The organism is Bacillus sp. JK62 (assembly GCF_053663455.1).
On the sequence record NZ_JBSJQA010000008.1, the window covers coordinates 68,099 to 91,942 of the forward strand.

Below are 23,844 nucleotides of genomic sequence, written 5' to 3' on the forward strand. Positions count from 1 at the left end.
TCTTCGGAAGGTTGCCTGACAAGCGCGTTGACCGGTGAGAGGAAAATCTTCATAAATAAAGAAAAGGAGAGAAAAGAATGAAAAAACAATTCATGCCCTTCATTACATTTATCACGGCTCTGCTCTTCATCGCGGCCGGCTGCTCCCAATCTCCTCAAACGAAAGAAACACCGCCCCAGATGGCAGCCGCAGCCTCTGCGAAAAAAGACGGACTTCCGAATATTAAAATTCTTGCCACCGGCGGCACAATTGCAGGCGCTGCTCCTTCGAAGACGTCCGCTACGGAGTACCGGGCGGGGGCAATCGGAGTTGATGCCCTGATTCAGGCCGTTCCGGAGATAAAAGAGGTCGCGCATGTGAGCGGAGAACAGGTTGTGAATATCGGCAGCCAGAATATGAATAACGAGACACTGCTGAAACTTGCAAAACGGGTAAACAAGCTGCTCAAGTCTGATGATACAGACGGCATTGTCATTACACATGGAACAGACACACTTGAGGAAACCGCCTACTTTCTCAATTTGACAGTCAAAAGTGACAAGCCCGTTGTTGTCGCCGGGTCAATGCGGCCGTCCACGGCGATCGGAGCGGACGGGCCGTCCAACTTATATAACGCGGTAAAAACAGCGGCTGCGCCTGAGGCGAAAGGCAAGGGGACGCTTGTCGTATTAAATGACAGAATCGCTTCGGCGCGTTATGTGACAAAAACCAATACAACCGCGACCGACACTTTCAAATCGGAAGAAATGGGTTATATCGGAACAATTGCCGATGACGTCTATTTTAATAACATCATCACCCGAAAGCATACGAAGGATACAGATTTCAAGATAGATAAACTTGATAAACTGCCGCAGGTCGATATTATATACGGCTATCAAAATGACGGAAGCTATCTCTTTGAAGCCGCCGCAAAATCAGGGGCGCAAGGCATTATTTTTGCAGGCCCGGGAAACGGCTCAATGTCTGATGCGGCGCTAAAAGGCGCTGTAAAGTCGGTCAAAAGCGGGCTGGCGGTCGTCCGTTCCACAAGGACGGGAAACGGAACGGTAACACCTAATCGAGAGTATGAAAAAGACCATTTGACAGCTTCAAACTCTCTCAACCCTCAAAAAGCGCGGATTCTGCTCATGCTCGCGCTGACAAAAACGCATGATCCTAAGCGGATTCAAACCTATTTCAATGAGTACTAGGAGAAGAGAACCGGGTGTTCTCTCCTTTTTCGGTATGACGTATTAAAGCATAAGCGTGCTTTCGGGAAAGGGGCGTCTTTCTCATTTTTTCGCCTCTTTTTCAATTGTTGAAAACAGTAAAAAATACACTATTTTTTCCTTTCCTTCTCTAATAGAATGAAAATTGCAAAAATATTACATAGCAGGAGGAAAGTTCATGAAACAAATCAAAAGCAAAATCCTAGCGATTCTTACAGTTTGCATGCTGTCCGTCATTTCCGTATTTGCCTTCCAGCCGACCGTATCGAAAGCCTCCTCAGGGCATAACCCTGTTGTCATGGTCCACGGAATCGGCGGGGCGTCCTTTAACTTCGCGGGAATCAAAACATACTTGGCATCCCAAGGCTGGTCAAGAAAAGAGATGTACGCCATTGATTTCTTAGACAAAACCGGGAACAACAGACACAATGCGCCGAGACTGTCCAATTACGTGAAAAAAGTGCTCAGTGAAACAGGTGCGAAAAAAGTCGATATCGTCGCGCACAGCATGGGCGGCGCCAACACGCTCTATTACATTAAAAATCTTGACGGCGGAGACAAAATCGCCAACGTCGTCACACTCGGCGGAGCGAACGGCCTTGTGACCAACCGGGCGCTTCCGGGGACTGATCCGAACCAAAAGATTTTATATACATCGATTTACAGCTCAGCGGACTTGATCGTCCTGAACCCGCTGTCACGACTGATCGGCGGGAAAAACGTGCAGATTCACGGTGTCGGACACATCGGACTTTTGATGAACAGCCAAGTAAACGGGCTGATTAAAGAAGGTCTGAACGGCGGCGGACAAAATACAAATTAACAGTTTCAAAGCCCCCGGAGAATGAGAATATCCCGGGGTCTTTTTTCTTCCATATTCTTTTTTCGCCGTAAACCAAGCCCTCTGAAGTTATTTTTGTTAAAATAATAAAGTTATATCAGAATTCGGAGGGTTTATTGTGGGAAAAGTGAAAAGAAATGCCCCTTGCCCATGCGGCAGCGGGAAGAAATATAAAAAATGCTGCGGAAGCAAAGAAGCTGCCATTCCGGCAGACATCGCGGCAAAAGAAGCGAAACAGATTCAGGAAAGCTTAATGGAGTACGCCTTTACAGCACATAGAGACGGCATATCATCATTTATTAACCAGCATGAGTTCATTACGGAGCTGGACAGACAGACTAAAGACATCGGAGTCTTCAACCTCGGCATCTGGGGAATTTTCTTCCGTCCGCTGGCAGGCGGCAAGACGATTTTTGAAGAATATCTTCAGAAAAAAGCCGGCGGCATCAACCGCCCGAAAACACGGGAAATCGTTGAATCATGGAAAAGCATGACACCTGCCGTTATGGTGCTTGAAGATGTGAAAGAAGGAATGATTCACTTTGAAGATGTGATGACGAAAAAACAATTCAAAGTGGAAATGGACGTCAGCCAGCAGGATCTTCCGCCGGCGGGAAGCCTGATTCTCGGCTATCCGATCCACGAAGCGGAAAAAGCGGAGTTCTTCATGCAGTTTACGATCTTCCCTGTGAAGCGGACCGAAGCTCTAATCAGCAAAGTGAAAAAGGCGGCTGCCCCGGCCCTTGCGGAAGGAAAATCGCCTGAGCGCTTTATGCAGGAGGACTTCGACACTGTGCTGGCCGCTCTTTTAGGAACGGCGGAAGAGCCTGAGCAGGCTGCTGAAGAAAAACAGACAGAGTGGGCGAACGACATGGAGAAGGAAACGGCGGACGCTATTGAAAAAGGCCTGAGCGGGGATGAATACCCGGCTGAGCTGGTTCCGGCCGTTATTGACCTGTGGAAAACGTTCTGTGTCAAAAAAACACCGACGATCAGAAAGCCGGAAGCTTTCGCGGCGGCGGTCGAATATTACGTAAACAGTATTTCTCTGAACGGCGCGTCCGTTTCTCAAGCTAAGCTGGCGAAGAAGTACGGCGTCAGCGCCTCAACGATTTCCAGCCGTTATAAGGAAATTGAGGGTGCTCTCACGGATGAAGCCGAACGCTTCGCCGCAGCTCTGACATCTTAATACACAGCCAAAAAACCTTGAAGGGCACATGCTTTTCAAGGTTTTTTCTGCAGAAATGCTCTCGGGGCAGGATAATTCTTACCGGTTATCTAATACTAAACAGAGCGATAAAAGGAAGGGAGCCTGAGCCATGGATGAGACACGTACGCTGGGCAGGACGGATTTACGGGTAAAGCGTATCGGTTTTGGCGCTAATGCGGTCGGAGGACATAATCTGTTTCCGAATCTTAATGATGAAACGGGAAAAGAACTCATCCGCACAGCGTTGGACGGCGGCGTCAATTTTATTGATACGGCGTTTATATACGGTTTGGGGCGTTCCGAAGAGTTAATCGGTGAAGTTGTCGCAGAGCGCGGCGTGCGGGACAGCCTCGTGATTGCGTCAAAAGGCGCGCACAAAGAGGTCAACGGACAAATCGAGCTGGACAACAGCCGTGAATTTCTCCGGAGTGAGGCGGAAAACAGCCTGAAGCGGCTGAAAACAGACGTGATTGATTTGTATTACGTCCACTTCCCTGACGGCAAAACACCGCTCTCCGAAGTGGCGGGTACGCTAAAAGAACTGAAGGACGAAGGGAAAATCAGAGCAATCGGCGCGTCCAATCTCAGCTTCCGGCAATTGCAGGAGTTTAACGCCGACGGTTATTTAGAGGTTTTTCAATCGGAATATTCACTGATTCAGCGTGAGGCGGAGCATGATCTGCTGCCTTATTGTGAAAAGAACGGCATTTCTTTTATTCCTTATTTTCCGCTTGCTTCCGGCTTGCTGACGGGAAAGTTTACAAAAGACACAGTCTTTGAGGACAGCCGAAAAAACAGGGCGCCGTTTCAGGGAGAAGCTTTTCACCAAAACCTGGAGCGAGTGGATAAGCTTCGGTCCGTTGCGGAAGAAAAAGGGGCGCAGACAGCGCATATCGCACTCGCGTGGCTTCTGTCGCAGCCGGCGGTGGATGCGATCATTCCCGGAGCCAAACGCCCCAGCCAGCTGAAACACAATCTGGGCGCGCTTGATGTGCAGTTGACCGAGGATGAGGTTCAATATATCAGTGACATCTTCAAGTGAAAATAAAAAAAGGAAATAGCCTGCGCTATTTCCTTTCTTGCTGTCAGGACGTTTTCAAAAACGCTTCTGTCAATCCTTCCAGATCGGCGTCTGTATCCAGATACCACTGGCCGCGGGCGTTTTTCTTCATCTCGATTTCTCTTGTTACGGAAGAAGAAGCCGGTTTCAGGCGCATAAACTCTTCCGGATAGACAGAAAGCAGGTGGCTGACAATTTCGTTTTCATCAGCATCGGGGTGCTTTCCGGCATAGTCTTGCACGCGGTCTTGCAGCTGGCCCGCGAGCGGAGACATATCAAGCGGCGTCACTTTTGCTTCAAGGACGGCTTTTTTGCCTGACATGGATTTGGTATGCACCTTGAGCTCTGTGTTATCCCGAAGCGCTGATGACATGGCGTCAATAATAGCGGAAATGGCTTTTGAATCCGCCTGTTCTTGTGAAATGCCTGCAGAAGCGATAAAGCTGGCTTTCGCCGATTCCTGATATGCGGCGGCCGTCATTTTTTCATTTACACCGGTCAGGCGGGTGAAATCTTTATTGTGCTTGCCGTACAGCATCACATCAATGTATGCGGATAATGCGTCCGCCGGGTCAGGTTTTGCGTTTGAGGCTGTGCCTTTGACTTTCAGTTTATAAGATAAAGGCTTCGCGTCTTTTGCCTGCGGCTGATATACCAATTCATATGATTTGCCTTCGTCAGCCGTGAAGTACAGATTGCCCGTCACTGTCTTGCCCGCATGAAGCGTGCCGCTCTGCATCTGGTCATCCTTATCGGCCGCCGCTGTTTTCGCGTCATCCTGATAAAGCGAGAAGTCGCTGCTTTTGACGGTAAGCGGGTCTTTGCCCGTATTTTTGACGGTGACCGTTACTTTCAGCGCGGCCGGATGTTCAGTATCGTCTGAAGCGGCCCATGCCGTCTCTTTTATTTTCACTTTCGCCGTGCTGCTTTCCTGGCCGCCGCTCGTTTCGCTGCTGCATGCGGCGGTAAATGCCGTGAGAAGCAGTATGAAAAACACGGCGCTCATTTTTTTGATGGACATCTGGTTTACCCCCTGTTGTTATAATGATTAATTCAATAGTCATGAAGACAGACAGGTTAATTATACTAGTTTTGTATAAAAGAGTCTTGGTAATCATCAATCTTTTTGGAAGAAAAGGAAGTGTTATGATGAAAAAAGAAGAATTGAAACAGCTGGCTCTCCGGATCGGAAACGTACCTGCCCGCTATGAGAGTAATGTGGAAGAATATCAGGAAGATGAGGTTTTGTTTTGGTGGGAAGATAAGAATGATCCGGAAGCCGGCATCATGGTTGAACTAGACCGGGACGGAAAACTGAAATCCTTATCCCGTCCGGCTTTCCGGACTGATCTGCCGGCTCTTTCGGAATCGGACATAGAAGAACGGATGCGGGCGTTTGTAGAAACCCATCGTCCTGGGGCATTGGCTGAGTTCGAATTGGAAAACAGCGGCTCCGCCAATGATGGTGATGTGAGATATTCCTATGTTCAGATGGCTGACGGTCTGCCGCTTCCGCTGACCGGGTTTTACGTCGACCTGTCTTTGACAGGGGAAGTAACCGGCTTTTCTTACCATGGGAAGTCCGATAATCTCTTAAGACCCGGGACAATTGCGGACAAGCGGGAAGCATTGGCTCACTTTGTCAAACATATTGAAGCGGAGCTGTTGTTCACCGTACTGCATCAGTCCGTCTATGTGCAGGGGGATGACAAGCCCCATCTCGTCTATGAAATCGTGTCTCCGACGCGGCCGATATCGGCTGACCTGAAGGAAGAGAATGCAGAAATAGACGAATATGAAGAGCTGGAAGACGACATGCTGCCGTATGTCCCGATTTCACGCCCTGCCCCTGAAGCGGAAAAGATGAGCATCAATGACATGATCGGGCTGCACGACGGTTTTTATAAAGAGAGGGAAAGCGATCTTGGAGAGGGCAGTATCGGTATTGCCTGGCGCCCTGAAAAAACAAAATCCGTCCGGAAAGATAAAAGCTTTGAAAGTCTGTTAAAAGAGCGGAATGAACATGTATTGAAAACAAGGTATGATAAAGAATCGGGCCGGCTCACCGGGGTAATGTCATTTATACAAAGTGAAGGCGAACCGGAGTTTTCCGAGGAAGAATGCCATCACATGGCCATCCGCTTTTTGTTCGCCATGTTTCCGGAAGCGGATCAGTATTTCCGGGTTCAATATGATGAAGGAGAAAACGTGGGACTTACATATAAGGCTTGTTCAGGCGGCGTTGATTTGCGATTCGGAGAGGGGAGAATCTGTGTCAGCAAAAAGACGGGTCTTGTCACTGTATATATGCCGCCGGAAATTGATCCGAAAGAGCTCGAGGAAATCGATCCCGTTCCTTCATTGACAATGGAAGAGGCGAAGGACGCGATCCGCCGGGCCATCAAAGCCGAGCTCGCTTGGGATCGTTGTTACGAAGACGGCAGCTGCGGAAAAGTGTACAGGCTCGTATATAAGCCGGTTTTCCCGCGGTTTATTGAGGCTCATACGGGAGAAGTGATCACGAGTTTAATAGGCTGAAGGTCATGGGCGTTCGTCCCGGGTCTTTCATGGGAAATGTGACTATTGTATGGGAAACAGCCGCTCTGAATACGGCTCTTTTCCCTCTTTGCTAAAAATAGACACATAAAAGGCACTTTCTTCCCTTTAAAAGGATAAGGACGTTTTTATATAATTAAAAACAGTTCTTTTTTATACACTCTTCTGAAAGGATGACCCCATTGCTGAAAGAACATCTGAGAAAAAAAGCGCTGGAGATCGGGAATATACCGCCGCACTATGAGCTTGAAATAGAAGATTATGATGAAAAACAAAAAACGAGAGCCTATTATATATGGAAAGATCGTAACCATCCGGATAAAACGGTAACGATTGAGCTGGGCGACGACGGATCTTTGCTTACATACTCACGCAACGACTGTCCGGGTTCAGACATGCAGCTGTCAGACGCCGAATTAAAGCTGACGGCTCTTCGGTTTGCGGCGAGACACCGCCCGCTTACTTTTATGAATTTCATCTTTCAGGCGAGGGAAGAACGCAATGGGTGCATCCGATTTATCTATACAAAAAAAGTGCTCGGCCGGCCGCTTCCCGATTCAGGTTTTTTCGTTGATGTAACCAGGAGCGGCTTCGTCGTGCAGTTTATCTATTACGGGGATACGGGTGAAGCGCCCGTCCCGGAAACATTCGTCGATCGGGAAAAAGTCGTCTCGCATTATATGAGTGTGCTGACATTCAGTCTCGTCTATGATGTGGTCAATTTTGAGAAAATACCGCGTCTCGTCTATGAACCGATTCTGCCGGCTTACAGCTATCCGGCCGGTGAAGATGATATCGTGCCGGATCAGCAGCTTTGCGAAGACAGGAATGAGCCGGCAAAACCGCTTCCCGCGTTTGAACATAAACGGGAAATCAGCCTGGATGAATTAATGGGGTTTACCTCGGATATGGTTCAGACGCGCCGGCGCGATCTCGGGGATGAGATCGGAACGACATGGCGGAAAGGGTCGGTTCCGGAACGGAAAGATTTGAGTATCGAAAGCTATTTTGAAACCAGCAACAAAAATACAATGAAGATGAAAACGGACAAAAAGACAGGGAAAATGACAGCCTTTAAATCTTTTATTGAGCATCAGGGCCCGGCCTTTTATTCTGCGGAAGAGTGTGAGGCCGTCGCGCTTCAATTTTTATACAAGCTTTATCCGAGAGCGGACGAGTTTTTTAAAATGAACCCGCTGAAAACGGACGGAAGGGGCAGGTTCCGCTTCCATTTTTCCGTATGGCATCAGGATATTCCGCTGCGGTTCGGCGCTGCGAGAATACTTGTCAGTCCCGTAACGGGGCTTGTGGAAGCTTACATGGCGCCTGACATTGACCCGGAGCAGCTGGAGAAGATCAATCCGGTGCCGGCCGTTACTCCCGAAGAAGCAAAGGCCGCTTTTTTATCCGATTTCCATCTGCGGCTGGAGTGGCAGCGCGATTTTACGCCGTCCGGCAATGAAGGATATAAGCTTGTGTACAGGCCTGTCTATCCTCCGTACATTGATGCGCAAAAGCGAAAAAAGAAAAGGTTTTATTAGCCAGGGATCATTTGTAAATGAGGATAATCTTTAAAGCCTCTCCAATCGCCTCCCCAATCAAAACCGAGCGTTTTGGCAATCGATACGACCTCAAGCCAATCGGGCGTGCCGTTTCGGTTTCCGTCGTACGTCATATCCCAAATCAGGCTTCCATCCTTTTTTTGCAGGGCGAAGTCGATCGCAAGGCCGTAATTGTGGTAAGATTCCCCGCCTTTTGCGTAGGTGACGATATTTCCTTTTTTTGAACGTCCTTGACGGTACAATTCGTTTTGTTCCTCAATTGATCTGAAACCCTCTGTGATAACGACGGTGATGCCTTTTTTCAGAGCGGCCGTCTGCAATAGCTCCGCATTCTGTTTCACGAGCGGATGAAGAGCGCTTGGAATGGCTCTATCTTGTAATGCCGTCTGCGGCCTCAGTTCTTTCTGCACATAGGAAAAACATAGGTCTGCGGAAAAGAAGAGGATCAAAAGCAGCGCAATTCTGACTGGTAGTTTCATGGTGAATTCTCTCTTTCTTTAATTGATTAAAATCTTTGTTTGCTCACTGCCATAAATTTGCTATGATAAAATATAACATAATTAGTAGCCGGAGGAAGGAGGCAAATCTATGAAATCCAAGATTCCATCTGAAGAAGTGGCCGTTAAGATGAATGAATGGTATAAGCTGATCCGCGCGTTTGAAGCTGATAAAGCTGAAGCGCTGAAGCGGGAGATTCAATATGAACTCGAAGATATGGAAGAAAATCAGGATTTATTGTTGTATTTTTCATTGATGGAATTTAGGCACCGCATCATGCTGGATAAATTAAAACCCATGAAAGACGGCGACTGCCAGCCTCCGTTCTCTGAAATGCTCACTGAGATTGAGATGAACCAGCAAAAGCTGACCGGCTTACTGGAATATTATTTTTACTATTTCAGAGGAATGTATGAATTTAAGCAGAAAAACTTCATCTCAGCGATTTCTCATTATAAGCGGGCTGAGGAAAAGCTTGAATATGTGGAAGATGACATAGAGAAAGCCGAGTTTCTGTATAAAATTTCTGAGGTGTACTATCATATCAAGCAGACTTTCTTTTCGATGAATTACGCGGGACAGGCGCTTGATATTTACAAGAAATATGAATTATACGGAATGAGAAGGGTGCAGTGCAAATTTATCATTGCCGGAAATCTGATGGACGCCCAGCAGCATAAAAAAGCGCTGGAATACCTCGAATGCGCCTTGGAGCACGCGGAGCGGCTTGATGATCAATATATGATTGCTGCGGCCTATTATAATATCGGGCACTGTATGTACAGTCTGGGTGACTTTTGCAAGGCGGCGGAGGATTTTGAACGGGCGGCTGCCGGATTTGAAGCACACAGCTTCCGGCAGGTCATCCAGGCTGTTTTTTCACTCACACATATCTACTTTAAAACGGAAAAATACAGTGAAGCCGCCGCCAGCTGCGCGCGGGGCATGAGAAGCGCGGCGGAGTGGGAAGATGAGATCTATATGACGAAATTCCGTCTGATTAAAGAGCTTTATCAGGGGGAAGGCGGACAGGATTCGCTCAAAGAGTATTTTGACATCCTGGAATCAAAGGAGCTGTTGGCTGACACAGAGGAACTGCTTCAGGACGCGGCTCATTTCTTTCATAAACGGGAGAACTACAAAGCGGCATCTTATTTTTTCAGCAGGCTTGTCGGCGTGCAAAAAAGGCTGCAAATGAACAACTACGCATAATGAAAAAAAGAACGAGGGAGCTTCGGTTTCATCGTTCTTTTTATGATTCCTTTTGTTTTCAGCCGATTAAAACCGGGTACATGCTCTGTATTAACATCAGGGAGGAAATGAGACAATGTATCAGGATTTACAGGGAAAAACAGCGATCGTAACAGGTTCTTCGAAAGGAATCGGAAAAGCCATTGCCGAACGCTTCGGCAAGGAGCGGATGAATGTGGTAGTGAACTACCTCGGTGATTCCGCCGGAGCGGAAGAAGCGGCGGACATCATTGAGAAAGCGGGAGGCAGAGCCGTCACCGTAAAAGCCGATGTATCCTCAGAAGAAGGGATTCAGGCGCTGTTTAATGCCGCTCAGGAGCATTTCGGGGGCGTGGACGTGATGGTCAACAATTCCGGCTTTAACGGAGCCGAAGCGATGCCCCATGAAATGAGCCTGGAGGATTGGCAAAGGGTCATCGACGTCAACGTGACCGGCACCTTTTTGGGGGCGAAAGCGGCACTGAAACATATGCTCGAGCGCGGCAAAAAAGGAACGGTCTTAAACATATCGAGCGTTCATCAGCAAATACCGCGTCCTGAAAACGTGCAGTACTCGGCATCCAAAGGCGGGATCAAAATGATGACGGAAACGATGGCGCTCAATTACGCAGACAAAGGCATCCGGGTGAATGCCATCGCTCCCGGAACGATCGCCACAGAGTCCAATAAGGATCTGGAAGATGAAACACATAAACAGGCCCAGCTGAAAAAAATTCCGATGAACGCCTTCGGAAAACCGGAAGAAGTCGCCGCGGCCGCCGCATGGATGGTGTCGGAAGAAGCGAGTTACGTAACCGGAACGACACTTTTCGTCGACGGAGGCATGACGCTTTATCCGTCTCAGCTGGAAAGTTAAAAGAGGAGGGGAAACCTTCTCTTTTTTGTTTAGAGAAGGGTCATAAAGGTAATGGTTCTCTAAAAAACAGGAGGGCCGCAAGATGGCGAGTGACTGGTGGAAAGACGCCGTTGTCTATCAAATCTATCCGCGAAGCTTCCAAGATACGAATGGCGACGGCATAGGCGACCTGCGGGGGATTATCGCGCGTCTCGATTATATAAAAGAACTTGGCGCTGATGTGATATGGATCTGCCCGATTTATCCGTCGCCAAACGTCGATAACGGCTACGATGTGACGGATCATCAAGCGATTATGGAATCATACGGAACGATGGAGGACTTTCACGGTCTGCTTGCAGAATGCCGCAGCCGCGGATTAAAGCTTGTGATGGACTTCGTCTTAAATCATACCTCCACGGAGCATCCTTGGTTCAAAGAGGCGGAAATGAATCCGGACAGCAAATACCGCGATTATTATATTTGGCGGCCGGGCACCGCGGACGGCCCGCCGACCGATTGGGTGTCGGATTACGGACAATCCGTCTGGCAGTACGAAGAACATACGGGCGAATATTACCTGCATATGAACGCCGTCAAACAAGCCGATCTGAATTGGGAAAATCCCGAGGTTCGGCAATCAGTATACGAGATGATGAGATTTTGGCTCGATAAAGGCGTGGACGGATTGCGAATAGACCAGCTTCATCTTCTGTCAAAAAAAGAATACTTGCCGCCGTATGAAGATTACATCGCCCGCCGGGCCGATCCGAAGCCTTTCCGGCCAAACGGAGCACGGATACATGATTACTTAAAAGAAATGACGAAAGAGGTATTTTCCAAATATGACGTGATGTCGGTCGGCGAGGCCGGATCAGTGACGCCTGAGGAAGGACTGGTCTACACGGGAACCGATGAGCATGAACTGAATATGATTTTTCATTTTCAGCATATGGAGCTTGATCAAAAGCCGGGCCAAGAGCATTGGGATGTAAAACCGCTTGAGCTGGCCGATTTGAAGAAAGTGCTCACAGACTGGCAGGAAAAACTGGAACATCAAGGCTGGAATACGCTGTATTGGTGCAATCATGACCAGCCCCGGATCGTATCCCGTTTCGGAGACGAAGGCAAATACCGAAAGGCATCAGCCAAAATGCTTGCCGCCCTGCTTTATTTCATGAAAGGCACGCCGTACATTTATCAGGGAGAAGAACTCGGCATAACAAACGCCCCGTTTGACAGAATAGAGGATTATCAAGATATTCAGACCGTCAATATGTATCATAAAAGGGTATTTGAAATGGGCCGCAACAGGGAAGAAGTCATGGCGTCCATTATGGCGAAAAGCCGGGACCATGCCCGTACACCGATGCAGTGGGACGGCAGCAAGAATGCCGGATTTACGGAGGGCGAACCGTGGCTGAAGGTCAATCCCAATTACAAAACCGTCAATGCGGCCGAGGCTCAGGATGATCCCTATTCTATATTGAACTTTTACAAAAAACTGATCCGCCTGCGAAAACAGCATGCTGATATCATAAAAGGCAGCTACACGCTGCTGTTTCCCGATGACCCGCAGCTGTTTGTGTATGAAAGACAGGCAAACGGACAAAAAATCATATCCATCAGCAACGTATCGAAAGAAGAAGCCGCCTTTTATTGGCCGGACGGCTCCGAATCTGAAAGGGCCGAGCTGCTTCTCAGCAACTATGAAAATAACGGCGGCGCGGAATCTCGCATCACGTTCCGCCCTTACGAAACAAGAGTTTATCTGCTTGCCTGATATGTGTGTGATACGACGCCCCCCGTCCATACATGGCGGGGGCTTTTTAGGTAAATCGGTTATCAATTTAGAAAAAAATTACTTGCAAAACGTAATTACTTCGTTTTATTATGGTATAGGTAACAAATGAACGAGAAAGTACGCTTTGGAAATCGTCATCATTCTGATTTACAGAACAGGGGGAAACGGCTTGTTTAAAAAATGGAGCGGAATCATTGTCATTGCGGCATGCTTTTTAATTGCGGCGGGCTGCGGCAATTCATCTTCGAAAGGTTCGTCAGGTTCTTCGAAAAGCGGCAAACTGCACGTCGTGACGACCTTTTATCCTATGTACGAATTCACGAAACAAATTGTCAAAGACAAAGGCGATGTAGACATTCTCATCCCGTCTTCGGTCGAACCCCATGATTGGGAGCCGACGCCGAAGGATATCGCCGGCATTCAAAACGCCGATCTTTTCGTATACAACAGCGAATATATGGAGACATGGGTTCCTTCAGCGGAAAAAAGCATGAGCTCTGATCATGCGAAGTTTGTAAAGGCGTCGAAAGGAATTGACTTGCTCGAAGGTTCGGATGAAGAGGAAGAGGAACATGGACACGGCGGTCATGACCACAGCCGCAGCATGGACCCTCACGTGTGGCTCAGCCCGGTTCTTGCGCAAAAAGAGGTCAAAACCATTACGGCGCAGATCGTAAAACAGGACCCGAAGAATAAAGCATACTATGAGAAAAATAGTAAAGAATATATTGCAAAACTGCAGGATCTTGATAAACTATACCGTACAACATTAAATAAAGCGTCGAAAAAAGAATTGATCACACAGCACGCGGCATTCAGCTATCTCGCCAAAGAATACGGCTTAAAACAAGTCGCGATTGCAGGCCTTTCTCCTGAAGAAGAGCCGAGTGCGGCCAAACTGGCGGATCTCAAAACGTTTGCCAAAAAGCATGATGTGAAGATCATCTACTTTGAAGAAGTTGCATCGCCTAAAGTTGCAGATACACTTGCCGGTGAAATCGGCGCGAAAACGGAAGTGCTCAATACACTGGAAGGTTTAAGCCAAAAAGAACGGGATAAAGGCATCGGTTATATCGACATTATGGAGAAAAACCTTGATGCACTGAAAGATTCGCTATTGGTTAAATAACATAGTGTGCGCCGCGGGGTGCACACTATTTCTATGCGGGAAAGGAAGGTCAGCATGAATCTCGTTACATTACAGGATATCGTTTTTGGTTATTCGCATACACCCGTGCTTGACGGTGTGTCGCTGGAAATCAAAAGCGGCGAATTCGTCGGCATTACAGGACCGAACGGCGCGTCAAAATCGACGCTCATGAAAGTCATGCTCGGCATGCTCAGACCTTGGGAAGGAACGGCCGAGATCAGTAAAAAAAACGCAGCCGGAAAACGCCTGACAATCGGCTATGTTCCGCAGCAGATTTCTTCATTTAACGCAGGATTCCCAAGCACGGTTCTGGAGCTTGTGCAATCAGGCCGTTATACGAAAGGAAAATGGTTTAAACGATTGAACGAAACGGATCACCACGAGGTGGAAAACGCGCTGAAGATGGTGGAAATGTGGGATTTCCGCCACCGGAAAATCGGCGATTTATCCGGCGGACAGAAGCAGAAAATCTGCATTGCGAGAATGCTTGCAAGCAATCCGGATCTGCTGATGCTTGATGAACCGACAACCGCGGTTGATTATGAAAGCAGACAGGGTTTCTACGAATTTATGCACCATCAGGTGAAAAATCACAACCGCACTGTCGTCATGGTGACACACGAACAAAACGAAGTACAGCAGTATTTGGATAAAGTCATACGGCTTGAGAGGGGGGAAAAAGGCGGATGGAAATGTTTGACTTGGAATTCATGCGACGAGCTTTTCTAGCGGGAAGCATGATCGGAATTATGGCGCCGATATTAGGCGTATATCTCGTGCTGAGAAGACAGGCGCTGATGGCGGATACGCTGTCTCATATTTCATTGTCGGGCGTGGCCATCGGTTTTTTTCTCAGTACCAATATTACGGCGGCGAGCATCGCTGTCGTCACGATCGGAGCGATCGGCATCGAATATATGCGGCGGGCATACCGTACATATTCAGAGGTATCCATCGCAATCTTAATGGCGGCCGGGCTGTCGTTTGCGATGTTTCTGATCAGCCTGTCAAAAGGCGGCGCGTCGATGAGCATCGATCAATATTTATTTGGATCGCTTGTCACGGTCAGCCAGCAGCAGGTCTATATTATCGGAGGCATTACCCTGCTGATTCTGCTTTATTTCATTATATTAAACAGACCGCTCTATCTGCTTACCTTTGACGAGGCGACGGCAAAGACATCAGGCATTAACACAAATCTCCTGTCAATGTCATTCAGCATCGTGACGGGGCTGGCGATTTCGGTCATTATTCCGATTATCGGCGTGCTGCTCGTTTCCGCGCTCCTCGTACTGCCCGCGGCTTTTGCAATCCGTATCGCCAAAGGGTTTAAATGGGTGTTTGCGGCAGCCATTATTATTTCTCTTTTCAGTGTGTTCATGGGGCTGACGTCTTCGTACCAGCTCGGAACGCCTCCGGGGCCGTCAATCACTTTACTGTTAATCATTCTGCTTCTGCTCGGCTTTATGCTGCAGGGGATTTGGAATGCGTTTAAAAAAGGAAAAGAACGAAAAAACCGCCGTTAAGCGGTGTAGCAGTTTCATCTGCTGCGCCGTTTGACGGCTTTTTTTTACAGAAATATATCAGCAAGACGCTCATATGACTCTTTTTTCGCTTCGAAATCAAAGACGTTGCACAGCACCATCATCTCTTTTGTCTGATAACGTTCGGAAAGTTCAAGCAGACGGCGTTTCACTGCGGCAGGTGAGCCGATCACCATCCGCTTCCTGTTTTCTTCTATCTGTTTACGGTCCTCCGGCGAATACGGATAAGCCTTCGCTTCTTCCACACTCGGCACGCGGCTGTCGGCGCCTTTTCCGACACGAAGAAGCCATAAATCCTGGCTTAAGGCGAGTTCTTCCGCTTTCTCATCCGTAGCTGCGCATATGACGAAAATGGCACAGAGCGAGGCGGGAGCGGAAAAATGGGCGGAAGCCCGGAAATGGTCCCGATAGATCTGAAAGGCTTTTTCCCCGCGTTCCGGATTAATGAAATGGCCGAAGACATAGCCCGCACCTTGAAGAGCGGCGCGTCTGGCGCTGTTTTCCCCGAGGCCGAGCACCCAAAGCTGCGGGGCTGTTTCAATCAAGGGCGCTGTTTTTATTCCGGCATAAGCATGGTCCGAGGGAACCGAATCTGTCAGAAAGGATGATAAATCCTGAAGCTGCCTGTTAAACTCGGTCATGCTTTTCTTTACCCCGTCTGTGAGGGCGAGCCGGATTTTCGTCGTGCCTCCCGGTGAGCGTCCGACCCCAAGGTCAATCCGGTTCGGATGCAGCGCCTCAAGCTGACGGAAAGTTTCCGCGACTTTATAGGGGCTGTACTGCGGCAGCAGCACGCCGCCTGATCCGACACGGATGGATGTTGTGGCTGCGGCGGTATGAGCGATCATAATTTCCGGCGAAACGCTTGCGAGCCCTCTTGTGCCGTGATGCTCGGCAAACCAGTACCGCTTATAGCCCCAACCTTCGCTGAGGCGGGCGAGTTCCGCTGAACGGCGGAGCGTCTCGTGCGGCCCGTTTCCTTTGGATACGGGCGCCTGATCAAGTATGCTTAAATCAATCACTCGTCTGCCCCTTTCCTGACATGTATTGATACAAGGATAGGAAAAATGTTCAGTCCCCGTCAATTTCTTTGTTTTCTCTATTCTCTCCGGAACGAAGGAGAATATAGGAAGTAATTTTTCGCCGTTTTTCGCCAAAAATTCTTATGTTTTATGAAACTTTGATATAATAAAAGACGTATATCTTAATAAACACCGGGATTCTTGTCCCGGAATTTAGTAAAAATGCGCACTTGCGGCGTGCTTAGCGGCACCCTTACAGAATAGGAGTGAATCATATGGCGATCTCTTTACAAAAAGGACAGCGGATTGATTTAACAAAAGGAAAAGCCGGCCTGTCAAAACTGCTGGTCGGACTCGGCTGGGACCCTGTATCATCCGGCGGCTTTTTCGGAAAGCTGTTCGGCGGAGGCGGTGCCAATATCGACTGTGACGCTTCCGTATTGATGCTTGAAAATGATAAAATGACAGACAGCAAAAACGTCATCTATTTCGGCAATCTGAAAAGCCGGTGCGGCGGTGTCGTACATACGGGTGACAACCTGACGGGTGAAGGCGACGGCGATGATGAACAAATTCTCATCGATTTGGCGAAAGTGCCCGCTCAGATTAATAAACTTGTGTTTGTCGTCAATATTTACGACTGCGTCAGACGAAAACAGGACTTCGGCATGATTCAAAACGCGTTCATCCGCGTCGTTGATCAGGCTAATCGCGAAGAACTGGTGACGTACAATTTAAGAGATAACTATTCAGGCAGAACGAGCCTGATCGCGGCTGAAATCTACCGCGAGGACGGCGAGTGGAAATTCGCCGCGGTAGGAGAAGGCACAAACGATACAAAAATCGGCGATATCGTTAACCGATACGCCTAAACGATAAAAAGGAGAGTGCACACATGGCAATTTCATTGGCAAAAGGACAAAAAGTAGATTTGACTAAAACAAATCCGGGTCTTTCTAAAGTCGTTGTCGGCCTTGGCTGGGATACAAACAAATACGACGGCGGACATGATTTTGATTTAGATTCCAGCGTCTTTCTATTAAATGAAGCAGGAAGATGCGCGTCGCCCGATGATTTTATTTTCTATAATCAGCTTGAAGGCGGAAACGGCTCTGTCGCACATTCAGGCGACAACCTGACAGGCCAGGGCGAGGGTGATGACGAAAGCGTAAGGGTCAACCTGAGCGCGGTGCCTGCCGCTATTGACAAAATTTCATTCGTCATCACGATTCATGAAGCGGAAGCGCGCGGCCAAAACTTCGGACAAGTTTCCAACGCGTTCGTGCGCATTGTCAATGAAGAGACAAATGAAGAGCTGATCCGCTACGACCTGGCTGAAGATTTCTCAATTGAAACAGCCATTATCGCAGGAGAGCTTTACAGACATAACGGCGAATGGAAATTTTCCGCGATCGGCTCAGGCTATCAAGGCGGACTGGCCCGTATTGCGACAGATTACGGCCTGCAAATCGGCTAAAACCATATCAAGCACAGAAGGGAGAGACGGTACATGGCTATTCAATTGGCGAAAGGACAGCGTGTTGATCTGACAAAAACGAACCCCGGTCTTACAAAAGCGGTGATCGGCTTAGGCTGGGATACGAACAAGTACTCCGGAGGGCATGACTTTGACCTTGACGCGTCGGCTTTTCTTGTCGATGCCCATGACAACTGTGTTAATGATCTTGATTTTGTTTTCTACAATAACCTGGAACACCCGAGCGGGGGCGTCATCCATACGGGAGACAACCGGACGGGCGAGGGAGAGGGAGACGATGAACAAATTATCGTCGACTTCTCAAAAATACCCGCAAATATTGAAAAGATCGGCATCACCGTCACGATTCATGATGCGGAAGCGCGCGGCCAAAATTTCGGACAAGTTTCGAACGCGTTCGTGCGCGTCGTCGATGAAAACAGCCAGAATGAACTGCTTCGTTTCGATTTAGGGGAAGACTTCTCGATTGAAACGGCGGTTGTCGTTTGTGAGCTTTACCGCCATGGGGCTGAGTGGAAGTTTAACGCCATCGGCAGCGGGTTTTCCGGCGGTCTGGCATCACTTTGCCGGAATTACGGCTTGCAGGTGTAAGCAGGAAATTACCGTTTTACTAAATAGGAGGAAAAAACTTGGATTTTCTACATCATATTATGTCGACCTACGCTTCCTTTTTTGATTGGAAAATGTGGGGTGAGGTGCTGACTGACCCTGTATCATGGGGGCTGATCGGTTCCTTGGTTCTGCTGGAAGGGCTGCTGTCGGCCGACAATGCGTTAGTGCTTGCGGTTATGGTAAGGCATCTGCCTGAAAAACAACGGAAGAAAGCATTAACATACGGATTGTTCGGGGCATATATTTTCCGTTTTATCTTTATCGGAATCGGGATGCTGCTCATTAAGTTCTGGTGGATCAAAGTGCTTGGCGCGCTGTACCTGGCTTGGCTCGTCATTAAGCATTTCTGGATCGGAGAAGGTGATGACGATACGGAAGGCATGAAGAAAAATTCATGGATGGTCCGTACGTTCGGAATTTTCTGGGCCACTGTCGTTTCAGTTGAGTTAATGGATCTGGCCTTCTCTGTTGACAGCATTTTAGCCGCGTTTGCGGTATCGGAAAAAGTGTGGGTGCTCTTGATCGGCGGTATGCTAGGCATTCTCATGATGCGTACAGTCGCAAAAGTATTCCTTGTGTTAATTGATAAAATCCCTGAACTTGAAAACACGGCTTTTGTGCTGATCGGGATTATCGCCGTGAAAATGGCGGCGAGCGCCTTTGATTATGAAATGCCGCACGTGGTGTTCTTCGGAATCATCATCGCTGCGTTTGTGGTGACGTTTATTATCCACTATTTCAACAAACAAAAGCAGGTTCAGGAGCAGACGGCTGCATCTAAAGAAGAATAAAACAAAAAAGGAGGGAGAGTTCATTTCCTTCCTTTTTTGTACCGATTATCATGAAGAGAAAGGAGGAAAATGATGAAGCAGGAGGAATTGGTGATCCGAAAGGCCGAGCCGGAAAATGATGACTGGGAAACGTTTCTGATGCTGCCGCTGCCGGAACGTCCCGGTTACGAGCGGGAAAACGGGCTGGCGTTTACCCGGCTTGCCGTCCGGATTTTGGGCACTCCTTATGATGAGACGGAGTATTACAGTAAGCTTTTCGAGCTGTCTTCTCATGAAAACATCCATGTGTTGAGCGAGACGCTGGATAAGACCATCGCGCCGGAAACGTTTCAGGCGCTGCAGCACATCCATTCGGTCAATCAAAAAGAGAAAGGGCTTTCGGTTTCCAGGTTTGTCGCGTTTCTCGATGGGGGCAGGCTGCTTGCCAAACACGCTGATCCGCTTATGCACCGCCGGCTGAGAACCGCGTTTATGACGCTTTTGGAAACCTTTGCGGACCGGCATGAAAACGGGCTGAATCATCCCGATTTCCGGCGTGTGCTCTTGGATGTGTCAAAGTTTTCGCTGAACCACCTGAATCCATGGCTCGAACAAGCCGATATAGAGCGTGAGATGCCGAAGGTGGTGTGGTATGGAGACGCGACCAAAAGCCAGCTCTATTTTCTCTATTATCTCATGCTGATCGGCTGTGATGTCCTATTGTTTCATCCGGCTGCGGAAGATCCGTTCAGCTTGATTGATCCGGATGAGGAGCTCAGCTTTGTGATAAAGCTCCCCGCAACAGGCGGTCTTGAGCCTTTTCCGAAAGAAAAGCCGGACAGAACGTCCACGACGGCCTACCGGTCAACGAAAGAAATTGAGCATGTGCTGAACCATGAGGAATCCATGATGTATAAGCCTTGGCAGTTCAGGGAGCACACCCCGCAGTCCGTGACCTTAAAAACGACATATGATGAGTTATTTCTCATTGCGAAGGAGCGGGCGTTTATCCGGCCGCAATTTAAAGCGGACAGGGAGCGGGTGGCCGTTCCGAACCTTTTTGCGAAAGTGATGGGGGTTTCCAAAGATACGAAAGAATATTGGAACAGACTTCATACCGCCGCGGACTATCAGGAGACACACATGATCCGCAGTTTTCCGTTTACGGAAGAGCTGAAAGCCAACTACCAGTATCACTACAGTCAGGTTTTAAATGAAAAAGGAGAGATTGACGCGGACAGGCTGAAAAGAAGCAACATCTGGCAGTACAAGCATCTGCCTTCAGGTGTGCAGAGCGCCATCGCCAATGTGATTTCTGACATGTGCAGAAACCCAGGGCTGAAGACTTTGCCCGGGGAGCAGTCAAGGGATGCCGCAATCTATTTGTTCCGCCAGGCGACGAATCTGCCCGCTTCGCTGCTGCAATTGATTCAGACGTTTGATTACGCCCAAACCGTTCCGAAACTCGTTTTATATCATACGGAACAAAATGGCGAACTCACACGTTCTGATGCCGCCGCTCTTTTGTTTTTAAATAAATTCGGCGTCGATATCATCTTGTATAATCCGCCGGGCCATCAGGACATTGAGCATTATATTGAAGAAAGCCAATTTGATGTCCATTGGCTGGAGGACATGGTGTTTCGGCAGGAATATAAGGAGCCGTCACTCGTAAGAAAGCTGTTTAGAACCATTACGCAAAAGCAGGGAGAGTAAATAAACATGACAGAAAATCAAAATCCGCTTGTTCTTGATAAAAATGAAGAGATTTCTGAACAAAAAGCAGATGACATCCGGATGCAGCTGCGCCAAGACCCTGAAGTGCAGCGCATTTCGCAGCAGATTGACGTGAAAAACCAAATGGAGCTGCTTGAGTACGGAAAAGAACCGGCAGTTGAAATCTCGAAGTTCTCCGACCGCATCTTAAATATGATGAAAACAACAAGTGTCACGGATTCAGGCACAATGCTGACGCAGCTCGGAAAAATCATGGACCGTTTCGACAAAAATGATTTCGATGAACCAAAAGGATTTCTCGCTAAAATGTTCAAACGCGGCAACAGCATGATTGAAAAGATTTTTCAAAAGTACCGCACCCTGGGCGGAGAAATTGAAAAAATCCACGTCGAAATTTCGAAATACAAAGATGAAATGGCAAAGACGAACCATACGCTTGAAGAGATGTATGAAAACAACATTAACTACTACATGGAGCTTGAAAAATATGTCGTTGCCGGGCAGATGAAGCTTGAGGAAATGCAGGCGCTCATTCCTTCTTATGAAGAAAAAGCGGCCGGCGGGAACCAGCTTGCGCAAATGCAGCTTGACACGCTGCGTGACGGGCTTCAGGCGCTTGAGGAACGTGTCTATGATTTAGATATGGCGCGGATGGTGGCGCTGCAGACAGCGCCGCAGATCCGCCTCCTTCAGCGCGGAAATACGAAGCTCATCGGGAAAATCAATTCCGCATTCGTCATTACAATTCCGATTTTCAAAAACGGCATTATTCAGGCTGTCACAGTCAAACGGCAAAAGCTTGTGGCTGATTCAATGAGCGAGCTGGACCGCCGCACGAATGAAATGCTGAAGCGCAACGCTGAAAATATTTCAAACCAAAGCGTGGAGATCGCCCGTATGGCAGGCCGTCCGAGCATTGACATTGAGACGATTGAAACGTCTTGGAATACGATTGTCAGCGGTATGCAGGAAACGAAACAGATCGAGGAAGAGAACAGACGTATCAGAGAAGACGGAGCGAAACGGATTCAACAGCTTCAGGATAATATTAAAAACGCAGTCTTAAAGAATTAACGCACACCCCGCTTGCTTACGGCAAGCGGGATTTTTTTGTGAAAAAGGTAATGACAATGTGTAAAGACATGTGTAAACTTATACGGTAATCATTTTCGATTTGAGGTGCTGCTTATGAACAAACAACCTGCCGTCACTCCGCGAAAACTTCTGGCGATTGCCGGAATGGGCTGGCTGTTTGATGCGATGGATGTCGGAATTTTATCGTTTATTATCGCCGCGCTACACACTGATTGGAATTTAACACCCGATCAAATGAAATGGATCGGAAGCGTCAATTCCATAGGTATGGCAGCGGGTGCGTTTGTATTCGGAATGCTGGCCGACAGGATCGGCCGGAAAAAAGTGTTTATGATCACGCTGTTATTCTTTTCTGTCGGAAGCGGCATATCCGCTTTCGCAACGGGATTGACGGTTTTTCTCATATTGCGTTTTCTGATCGGAATGGGGCTTGGCGGGGAACTGCCTGTTGCCTCGACGCTCGTGTCAGAAGCGTCCGCTCCCGAAAAGCGGGGACGGATCATCGTGCTGCTTGAGAGCTTTTGGGCCGCGGGCTGGCTTCTTGCGGCGGTGATTTCCTACTTTGTCATACCGGCATTCGGTTGGCAGGCCGCACTGCTCTTAACGGCGCTGGCCGCGTTTTATGCGCTGTACTTGCGGAAAAGCCTTCCGGAATCACCGGCGCATCAGGCATTGCCGCAGAAAAAAAGCATACGCGGGCAGGCGGGAAGTGTCTGGACGAAACCGTATATCCGGGCGACGGTGCTGCTGTCTGTCGTTTGGTTCTGCGTCGTCTTTTCTTATTACGGCATGTTTTTATGGCTGCCGAGCGTGATGCTGATGAAAGGCTACAGCATGATTGAGAGCTTCGAATACGTCCTTCTGATGACACTTGCCCAGCTTCCCGGATATTTCTCAGCGGCGTGGCTGATCGAAAAAGCGGGGCGGAAGACCATCTTAGTCATCTATTTGCTCGGAACGGCGGGCAGCGCTTATTTCTTCGGTGCCGCGGATTCATTGGGCATGCTGCTCACAGCCGGCATGCTGCTGTCCTTCTTCAATCTCGGCGCATGGGGCGTGCTTTACGCCTATACACCGGAGCAGTATCCTGCGGCGATCCGTGCGACCGGTTCCGGAACAACGGCGGCCGTCGGCAGAATCGGCGGCATTTTCGGTCCGCTTCTCGTCGGATCGCTTGCAGGACGGAACGTTTCGTTTACAGTGATTTTCGCCGTCTTTTGTGCGGCCATCCTGATTGCCGTCATCACTATTCTTATTCTCGGAAAAGAAACGAAACAGACAGAGCTTGCGCAATGAGCACCCTTTTGGGGTGCTTTTTTTAGTGGGGCTGTCTGTTGGCAGACCTATATTTTTCCTTAAAATTCCTTATTTTTAGGAAGCGAAAACTTCTTTTTCCGGGACAATGTCGCAAAAAAGTTCTTGTATTTGTAAAAAAAGGATAGGAAATCAGTTTGCAGCACATTCGATGGAAACGTTCTCAAGCCTGATAAAAGCCCGGTTTCCGTTATAATTTATCCTCAATAAGGAGGATTAGAGAGTATTTAGAAGCATACCAGAGGAAAATAAGACACAGGGATGTTTTTAAAGT

General features: G+C 48.4%; 22 protein-coding genes. 19 read left to right on the top strand and 3 right to left on the bottom strand.

The window, feature by feature from the left end; all coding sequences use genetic code 11:
• Positions 1 to 77 precede the first annotated feature (77 nt).
• The 4 genes from ACWJJ4_RS17985 to ACWJJ4_RS18000 all read left to right on the top strand — a co-directional run bounded on the left by ACWJJ4_RS17985 (position 78) and on the right by ACWJJ4_RS18000 (position 4,304).
• Positions 78 to 1,193 (top strand): type II asparaginase, encoded by a 1,116-nt coding sequence (locus ACWJJ4_RS17985; RefSeq protein WP_077721752.1) that lies wholly within the window; start codon positions 78 to 80, stop codon positions 1,191 to 1,193.
• A gap of 196 nt (positions 1,194 to 1,389) precedes the next feature.
• Positions 1,390 to 2,034, top strand: coding sequence for an esterase/lipase family protein (locus tag ACWJJ4_RS17990; protein ID WP_070081325.1), 645 nt, complete (start codon positions 1,390 to 1,392; stop codon positions 2,032 to 2,034).
• Positions 2,035 to 2,170: 136 nt separating this feature from the next.
• Entirely contained in the window at positions 2,171 to 3,241 is a 1,071-nt protein-coding gene (locus ACWJJ4_RS17995) for a helix-turn-helix domain-containing protein (RefSeq protein WP_003156670.1), read from the top strand.
• A gap of 130 nt (positions 3,242 to 3,371) precedes the next feature.
• Complete coding sequence (locus ACWJJ4_RS18000; RefSeq protein WP_454021850.1) at positions 3,372 to 4,304, top strand: aldo/keto reductase; 933 nt, start codon at positions 3,372 to 3,374, stop codon at positions 4,302 to 4,304.
• 43 nt (positions 4,305 to 4,347) lie between these two features.
• Here the strand turns inward: ACWJJ4_RS18000 and ACWJJ4_RS18005 are convergent, their stop codons facing one another.
• The gene (locus ACWJJ4_RS18005) at positions 4,348 to 5,343 is read right to left on the bottom strand and encodes a DUF5105 domain-containing protein (RefSeq protein WP_014304282.1); all 996 of its coding nucleotides are present in this window, start codon (positions 5,341 to 5,343) and stop codon (positions 4,348 to 4,350) included.
• Positions 5,344 to 5,471: 128 nt separating this feature from the next.
• Between ACWJJ4_RS18005 and ACWJJ4_RS18010 the strand changes: the two genes are divergently transcribed.
• Together ACWJJ4_RS18010 and ACWJJ4_RS18015 are read left to right on the top strand one after the other, a co-directional pair.
• Positions 5,472 to 6,860 (top strand): YcdB/YcdC domain-containing protein, encoded by a 1,389-nt coding sequence (locus ACWJJ4_RS18010; protein ID WP_454021851.1) that lies wholly within the window; start codon positions 5,472 to 5,474, stop codon positions 6,858 to 6,860.
• A gap of 200 nt (positions 6,861 to 7,060) precedes the next feature.
• On the top strand, positions 7,061 to 8,419 hold the full coding sequence (locus tag ACWJJ4_RS18015) for a YcdB/YcdC domain-containing protein (protein WP_436335377.1): 1,359 nt from the start codon (positions 7,061 to 7,063) through the stop codon (positions 8,417 to 8,419).
• Here ACWJJ4_RS18015 and ACWJJ4_RS18020 read toward each other — a convergent pair.
• Positions 8,416 to 8,919, bottom strand: coding sequence for a M15 family metallopeptidase (locus ACWJJ4_RS18020; protein ID WP_060563028.1), 504 nt, complete (start codon positions 8,917 to 8,919; stop codon positions 8,416 to 8,418). The genes ACWJJ4_RS18015 and ACWJJ4_RS18020 overlap by 4 nt on opposite strands.
• Positions 8,920 to 9,028: 109 nt before the next feature.
• Here ACWJJ4_RS18020 and ACWJJ4_RS18025 point away from each other — a divergent pair, with 109 nt between their 5' ends.
• From ACWJJ4_RS18025 to ACWJJ4_RS18050, 6 genes are all read left to right on the top strand, one after another.
• The gene (locus ACWJJ4_RS18025; protein ID WP_003156660.1) at positions 9,029 to 10,150 is read left to right on the top strand and encodes a response regulator aspartate phosphatase; all 1,122 of its coding nucleotides are present in this window, start codon (positions 9,029 to 9,031) and stop codon (positions 10,148 to 10,150) included.
• A gap of 115 nt (positions 10,151 to 10,265) precedes the next feature.
• Positions 10,266 to 11,045 (top strand): glucose 1-dehydrogenase, encoded by a 780-nt coding sequence (locus ACWJJ4_RS18030; protein ID WP_003156659.1) that lies wholly within the window; start codon positions 10,266 to 10,268, stop codon positions 11,043 to 11,045.
• Between the two features lie 82 nt (positions 11,046 to 11,127).
• Positions 11,128 to 12,807, top strand: a complete 1,680-nt coding sequence (locus tag ACWJJ4_RS18035) for a glycoside hydrolase family 13 protein (protein WP_003156658.1) — start codon at positions 11,128 to 11,130, stop codon at positions 12,805 to 12,807.
• A 190-nt stretch (positions 12,808 to 12,997) separates the two neighbouring features.
• Positions 12,998 to 13,957, top strand: a complete 960-nt coding sequence (locus ACWJJ4_RS18040; RefSeq protein ID WP_003156656.1) for a metal ABC transporter substrate-binding protein — start codon at positions 12,998 to 13,000, stop codon at positions 13,955 to 13,957.
• A 54-nt stretch (positions 13,958 to 14,011) separates the two neighbouring features.
• Positions 14,012 to 14,707, top strand: a complete 696-nt coding sequence (locus ACWJJ4_RS18045) for a metal ABC transporter ATP-binding protein (RefSeq protein ID WP_003156655.1) — start codon at positions 14,012 to 14,014, stop codon at positions 14,705 to 14,707.
• Complete coding sequence (locus ACWJJ4_RS18050) at positions 14,665 to 15,504, top strand: metal ABC transporter permease (RefSeq protein ID WP_146283843.1); 840 nt, start codon at positions 14,665 to 14,667, stop codon at positions 15,502 to 15,504. The genes ACWJJ4_RS18045 and ACWJJ4_RS18050 overlap by 43 nt, the downstream gene beginning before the upstream one ends.
• Before the next feature lie 44 nt (positions 15,505 to 15,548).
• Here ACWJJ4_RS18050 and ACWJJ4_RS18055 read toward each other — a convergent pair whose 3' ends face one another.
• The gene (locus ACWJJ4_RS18055) at positions 15,549 to 16,544 is read right to left on the bottom strand and encodes an LLM class flavin-dependent oxidoreductase (RefSeq protein ID WP_007409045.1); all 996 of its coding nucleotides are present in this window, start codon (positions 16,542 to 16,544) and stop codon (positions 15,549 to 15,551) included.
• Positions 16,545 to 16,819: 275 nt separating this feature from the next.
• Between ACWJJ4_RS18055 and ACWJJ4_RS18060 the strand changes: the two genes are divergently transcribed.
• The 7 genes from ACWJJ4_RS18060 (at position 16,820) to ACWJJ4_RS18090 (ending at position 23,552) form a co-directional block, all read left to right on the top strand.
• Positions 16,820 to 17,416: a TerD family protein gene (locus tag ACWJJ4_RS18060; protein WP_003156649.1), complete on the top strand. Its 597-nt coding sequence runs from the start codon at positions 16,820 to 16,822 to the stop codon at positions 17,414 to 17,416.
• A 23-nt stretch (positions 17,417 to 17,439) separates the two neighbouring features.
• The gene (locus ACWJJ4_RS18065) at positions 17,440 to 18,021 is read left to right on the top strand and encodes a TerD family protein (RefSeq protein ID WP_003156648.1); all 582 of its coding nucleotides are present in this window, start codon (positions 17,440 to 17,442) and stop codon (positions 18,019 to 18,021) included.
• A gap of 33 nt (positions 18,022 to 18,054) precedes the next feature.
• Entirely contained in the window at positions 18,055 to 18,633 is a 579-nt protein-coding gene (locus ACWJJ4_RS18070) for a TerD family protein (RefSeq protein WP_003156645.1), read from the top strand.
• Positions 18,634 to 18,671: 38 nt separating this feature from the next.
• Complete coding sequence (locus ACWJJ4_RS18075; protein WP_003156644.1) at positions 18,672 to 19,445, top strand: TerC family protein; 774 nt, start codon at positions 18,672 to 18,674, stop codon at positions 19,443 to 19,445.
• A 72-nt stretch (positions 19,446 to 19,517) separates the two neighbouring features.
• Positions 19,518 to 21,140: a YceG family protein gene (locus ACWJJ4_RS18080; RefSeq protein ID WP_070081333.1), complete on the top strand. Its 1,623-nt coding sequence runs from the start codon at positions 19,518 to 19,520 to the stop codon at positions 21,138 to 21,140.
• 6 nt (positions 21,141 to 21,146) lie between these two features.
• Complete coding sequence (locus tag ACWJJ4_RS18085) at positions 21,147 to 22,235, top strand: toxic anion resistance protein (RefSeq protein WP_003156642.1); 1,089 nt, start codon at positions 21,147 to 21,149, stop codon at positions 22,233 to 22,235.
• 114 nt (positions 22,236 to 22,349) lie between these two features.
• Positions 22,350 to 23,552, top strand: coding sequence for an MFS transporter (locus ACWJJ4_RS18090; protein ID WP_172614424.1), 1,203 nt, complete (start codon positions 22,350 to 22,352; stop codon positions 23,550 to 23,552).
• The last annotated feature ends 292 nt before the right edge of the window (positions 23,553 to 23,844 follow it).

Bases quoted from the DNA above. Each gene is read 5' to 3' on its own strand.
- ACWJJ4_RS17985 (WP_077721752.1), top strand. From the start codon at position 78: ATGAAAAAACAATTCATGCCCTTCATTACATTTATCACGGCTCTGCTC.
- ACWJJ4_RS17990 (WP_070081325.1), top strand. From the start codon at position 1,390: ATGAAACAAATCAAAAGCAAAATCCTAGCGATTCTTACAGTTTGCATG.
- ACWJJ4_RS18000 (WP_454021850.1), top strand. From the start codon at position 3,372: ATGGATGAGACACGTACGCTGGGCAGGACGGATTTACGGGTAAAGCGT.
- ACWJJ4_RS18005 (WP_014304282.1), bottom strand. From the start codon at position 5,343: ATGTCCATCAAAAAAATGAGCGCCGTGTTTTTCATACTGCTTCTCACG.
- ACWJJ4_RS18010 (WP_454021851.1), top strand. From the start codon at position 5,472: ATGAAAAAAGAAGAATTGAAACAGCTGGCTCTCCGGATCGGAAACGTA.
- ACWJJ4_RS18020 (WP_060563028.1), bottom strand. From the start codon at position 8,919: ATGAAACTACCAGTCAGAATTGCGCTGCTTTTGATCCTCTTCTTTTCC.
- ACWJJ4_RS18025 (WP_003156660.1), top strand. From the start codon at position 9,029: ATGAAATCCAAGATTCCATCTGAAGAAGTGGCCGTTAAGATGAATGAA.
- ACWJJ4_RS18030 (WP_003156659.1), top strand. From the start codon at position 10,266: ATGTATCAGGATTTACAGGGAAAAACAGCGATCGTAACAGGTTCTTCG.
- ACWJJ4_RS18035 (WP_003156658.1), top strand. From the start codon at position 11,128: ATGGCGAGTGACTGGTGGAAAGACGCCGTTGTCTATCAAATCTATCCG.
- ACWJJ4_RS18045 (WP_003156655.1), top strand. From the start codon at position 14,012: ATGAATCTCGTTACATTACAGGATATCGTTTTTGGTTATTCGCATACA.
- ACWJJ4_RS18050 (WP_146283843.1), top strand. From the start codon at position 14,665: ATGGAAATGTTTGACTTGGAATTCATGCGACGAGCTTTTCTAGCGGGA.
- ACWJJ4_RS18060 (WP_003156649.1), top strand. From the start codon at position 16,820: ATGGCGATCTCTTTACAAAAAGGACAGCGGATTGATTTAACAAAAGGA.
- ACWJJ4_RS18065 (WP_003156648.1), top strand. From the start codon at position 17,440: ATGGCAATTTCATTGGCAAAAGGACAAAAAGTAGATTTGACTAAAACA.
- ACWJJ4_RS18070 (WP_003156645.1), top strand. From the start codon at position 18,055: ATGGCTATTCAATTGGCGAAAGGACAGCGTGTTGATCTGACAAAAACG.
- ACWJJ4_RS18080 (WP_070081333.1), top strand. From the start codon at position 19,518: ATGAAGCAGGAGGAATTGGTGATCCGAAAGGCCGAGCCGGAAAATGAT.
- ACWJJ4_RS18085 (WP_003156642.1), top strand. From the start codon at position 21,147: ATGACAGAAAATCAAAATCCGCTTGTTCTTGATAAAAATGAAGAGATT.
- ACWJJ4_RS18090 (WP_172614424.1), top strand. From the start codon at position 22,350: ATGAACAAACAACCTGCCGTCACTCCGCGAAAACTTCTGGCGATTGCC.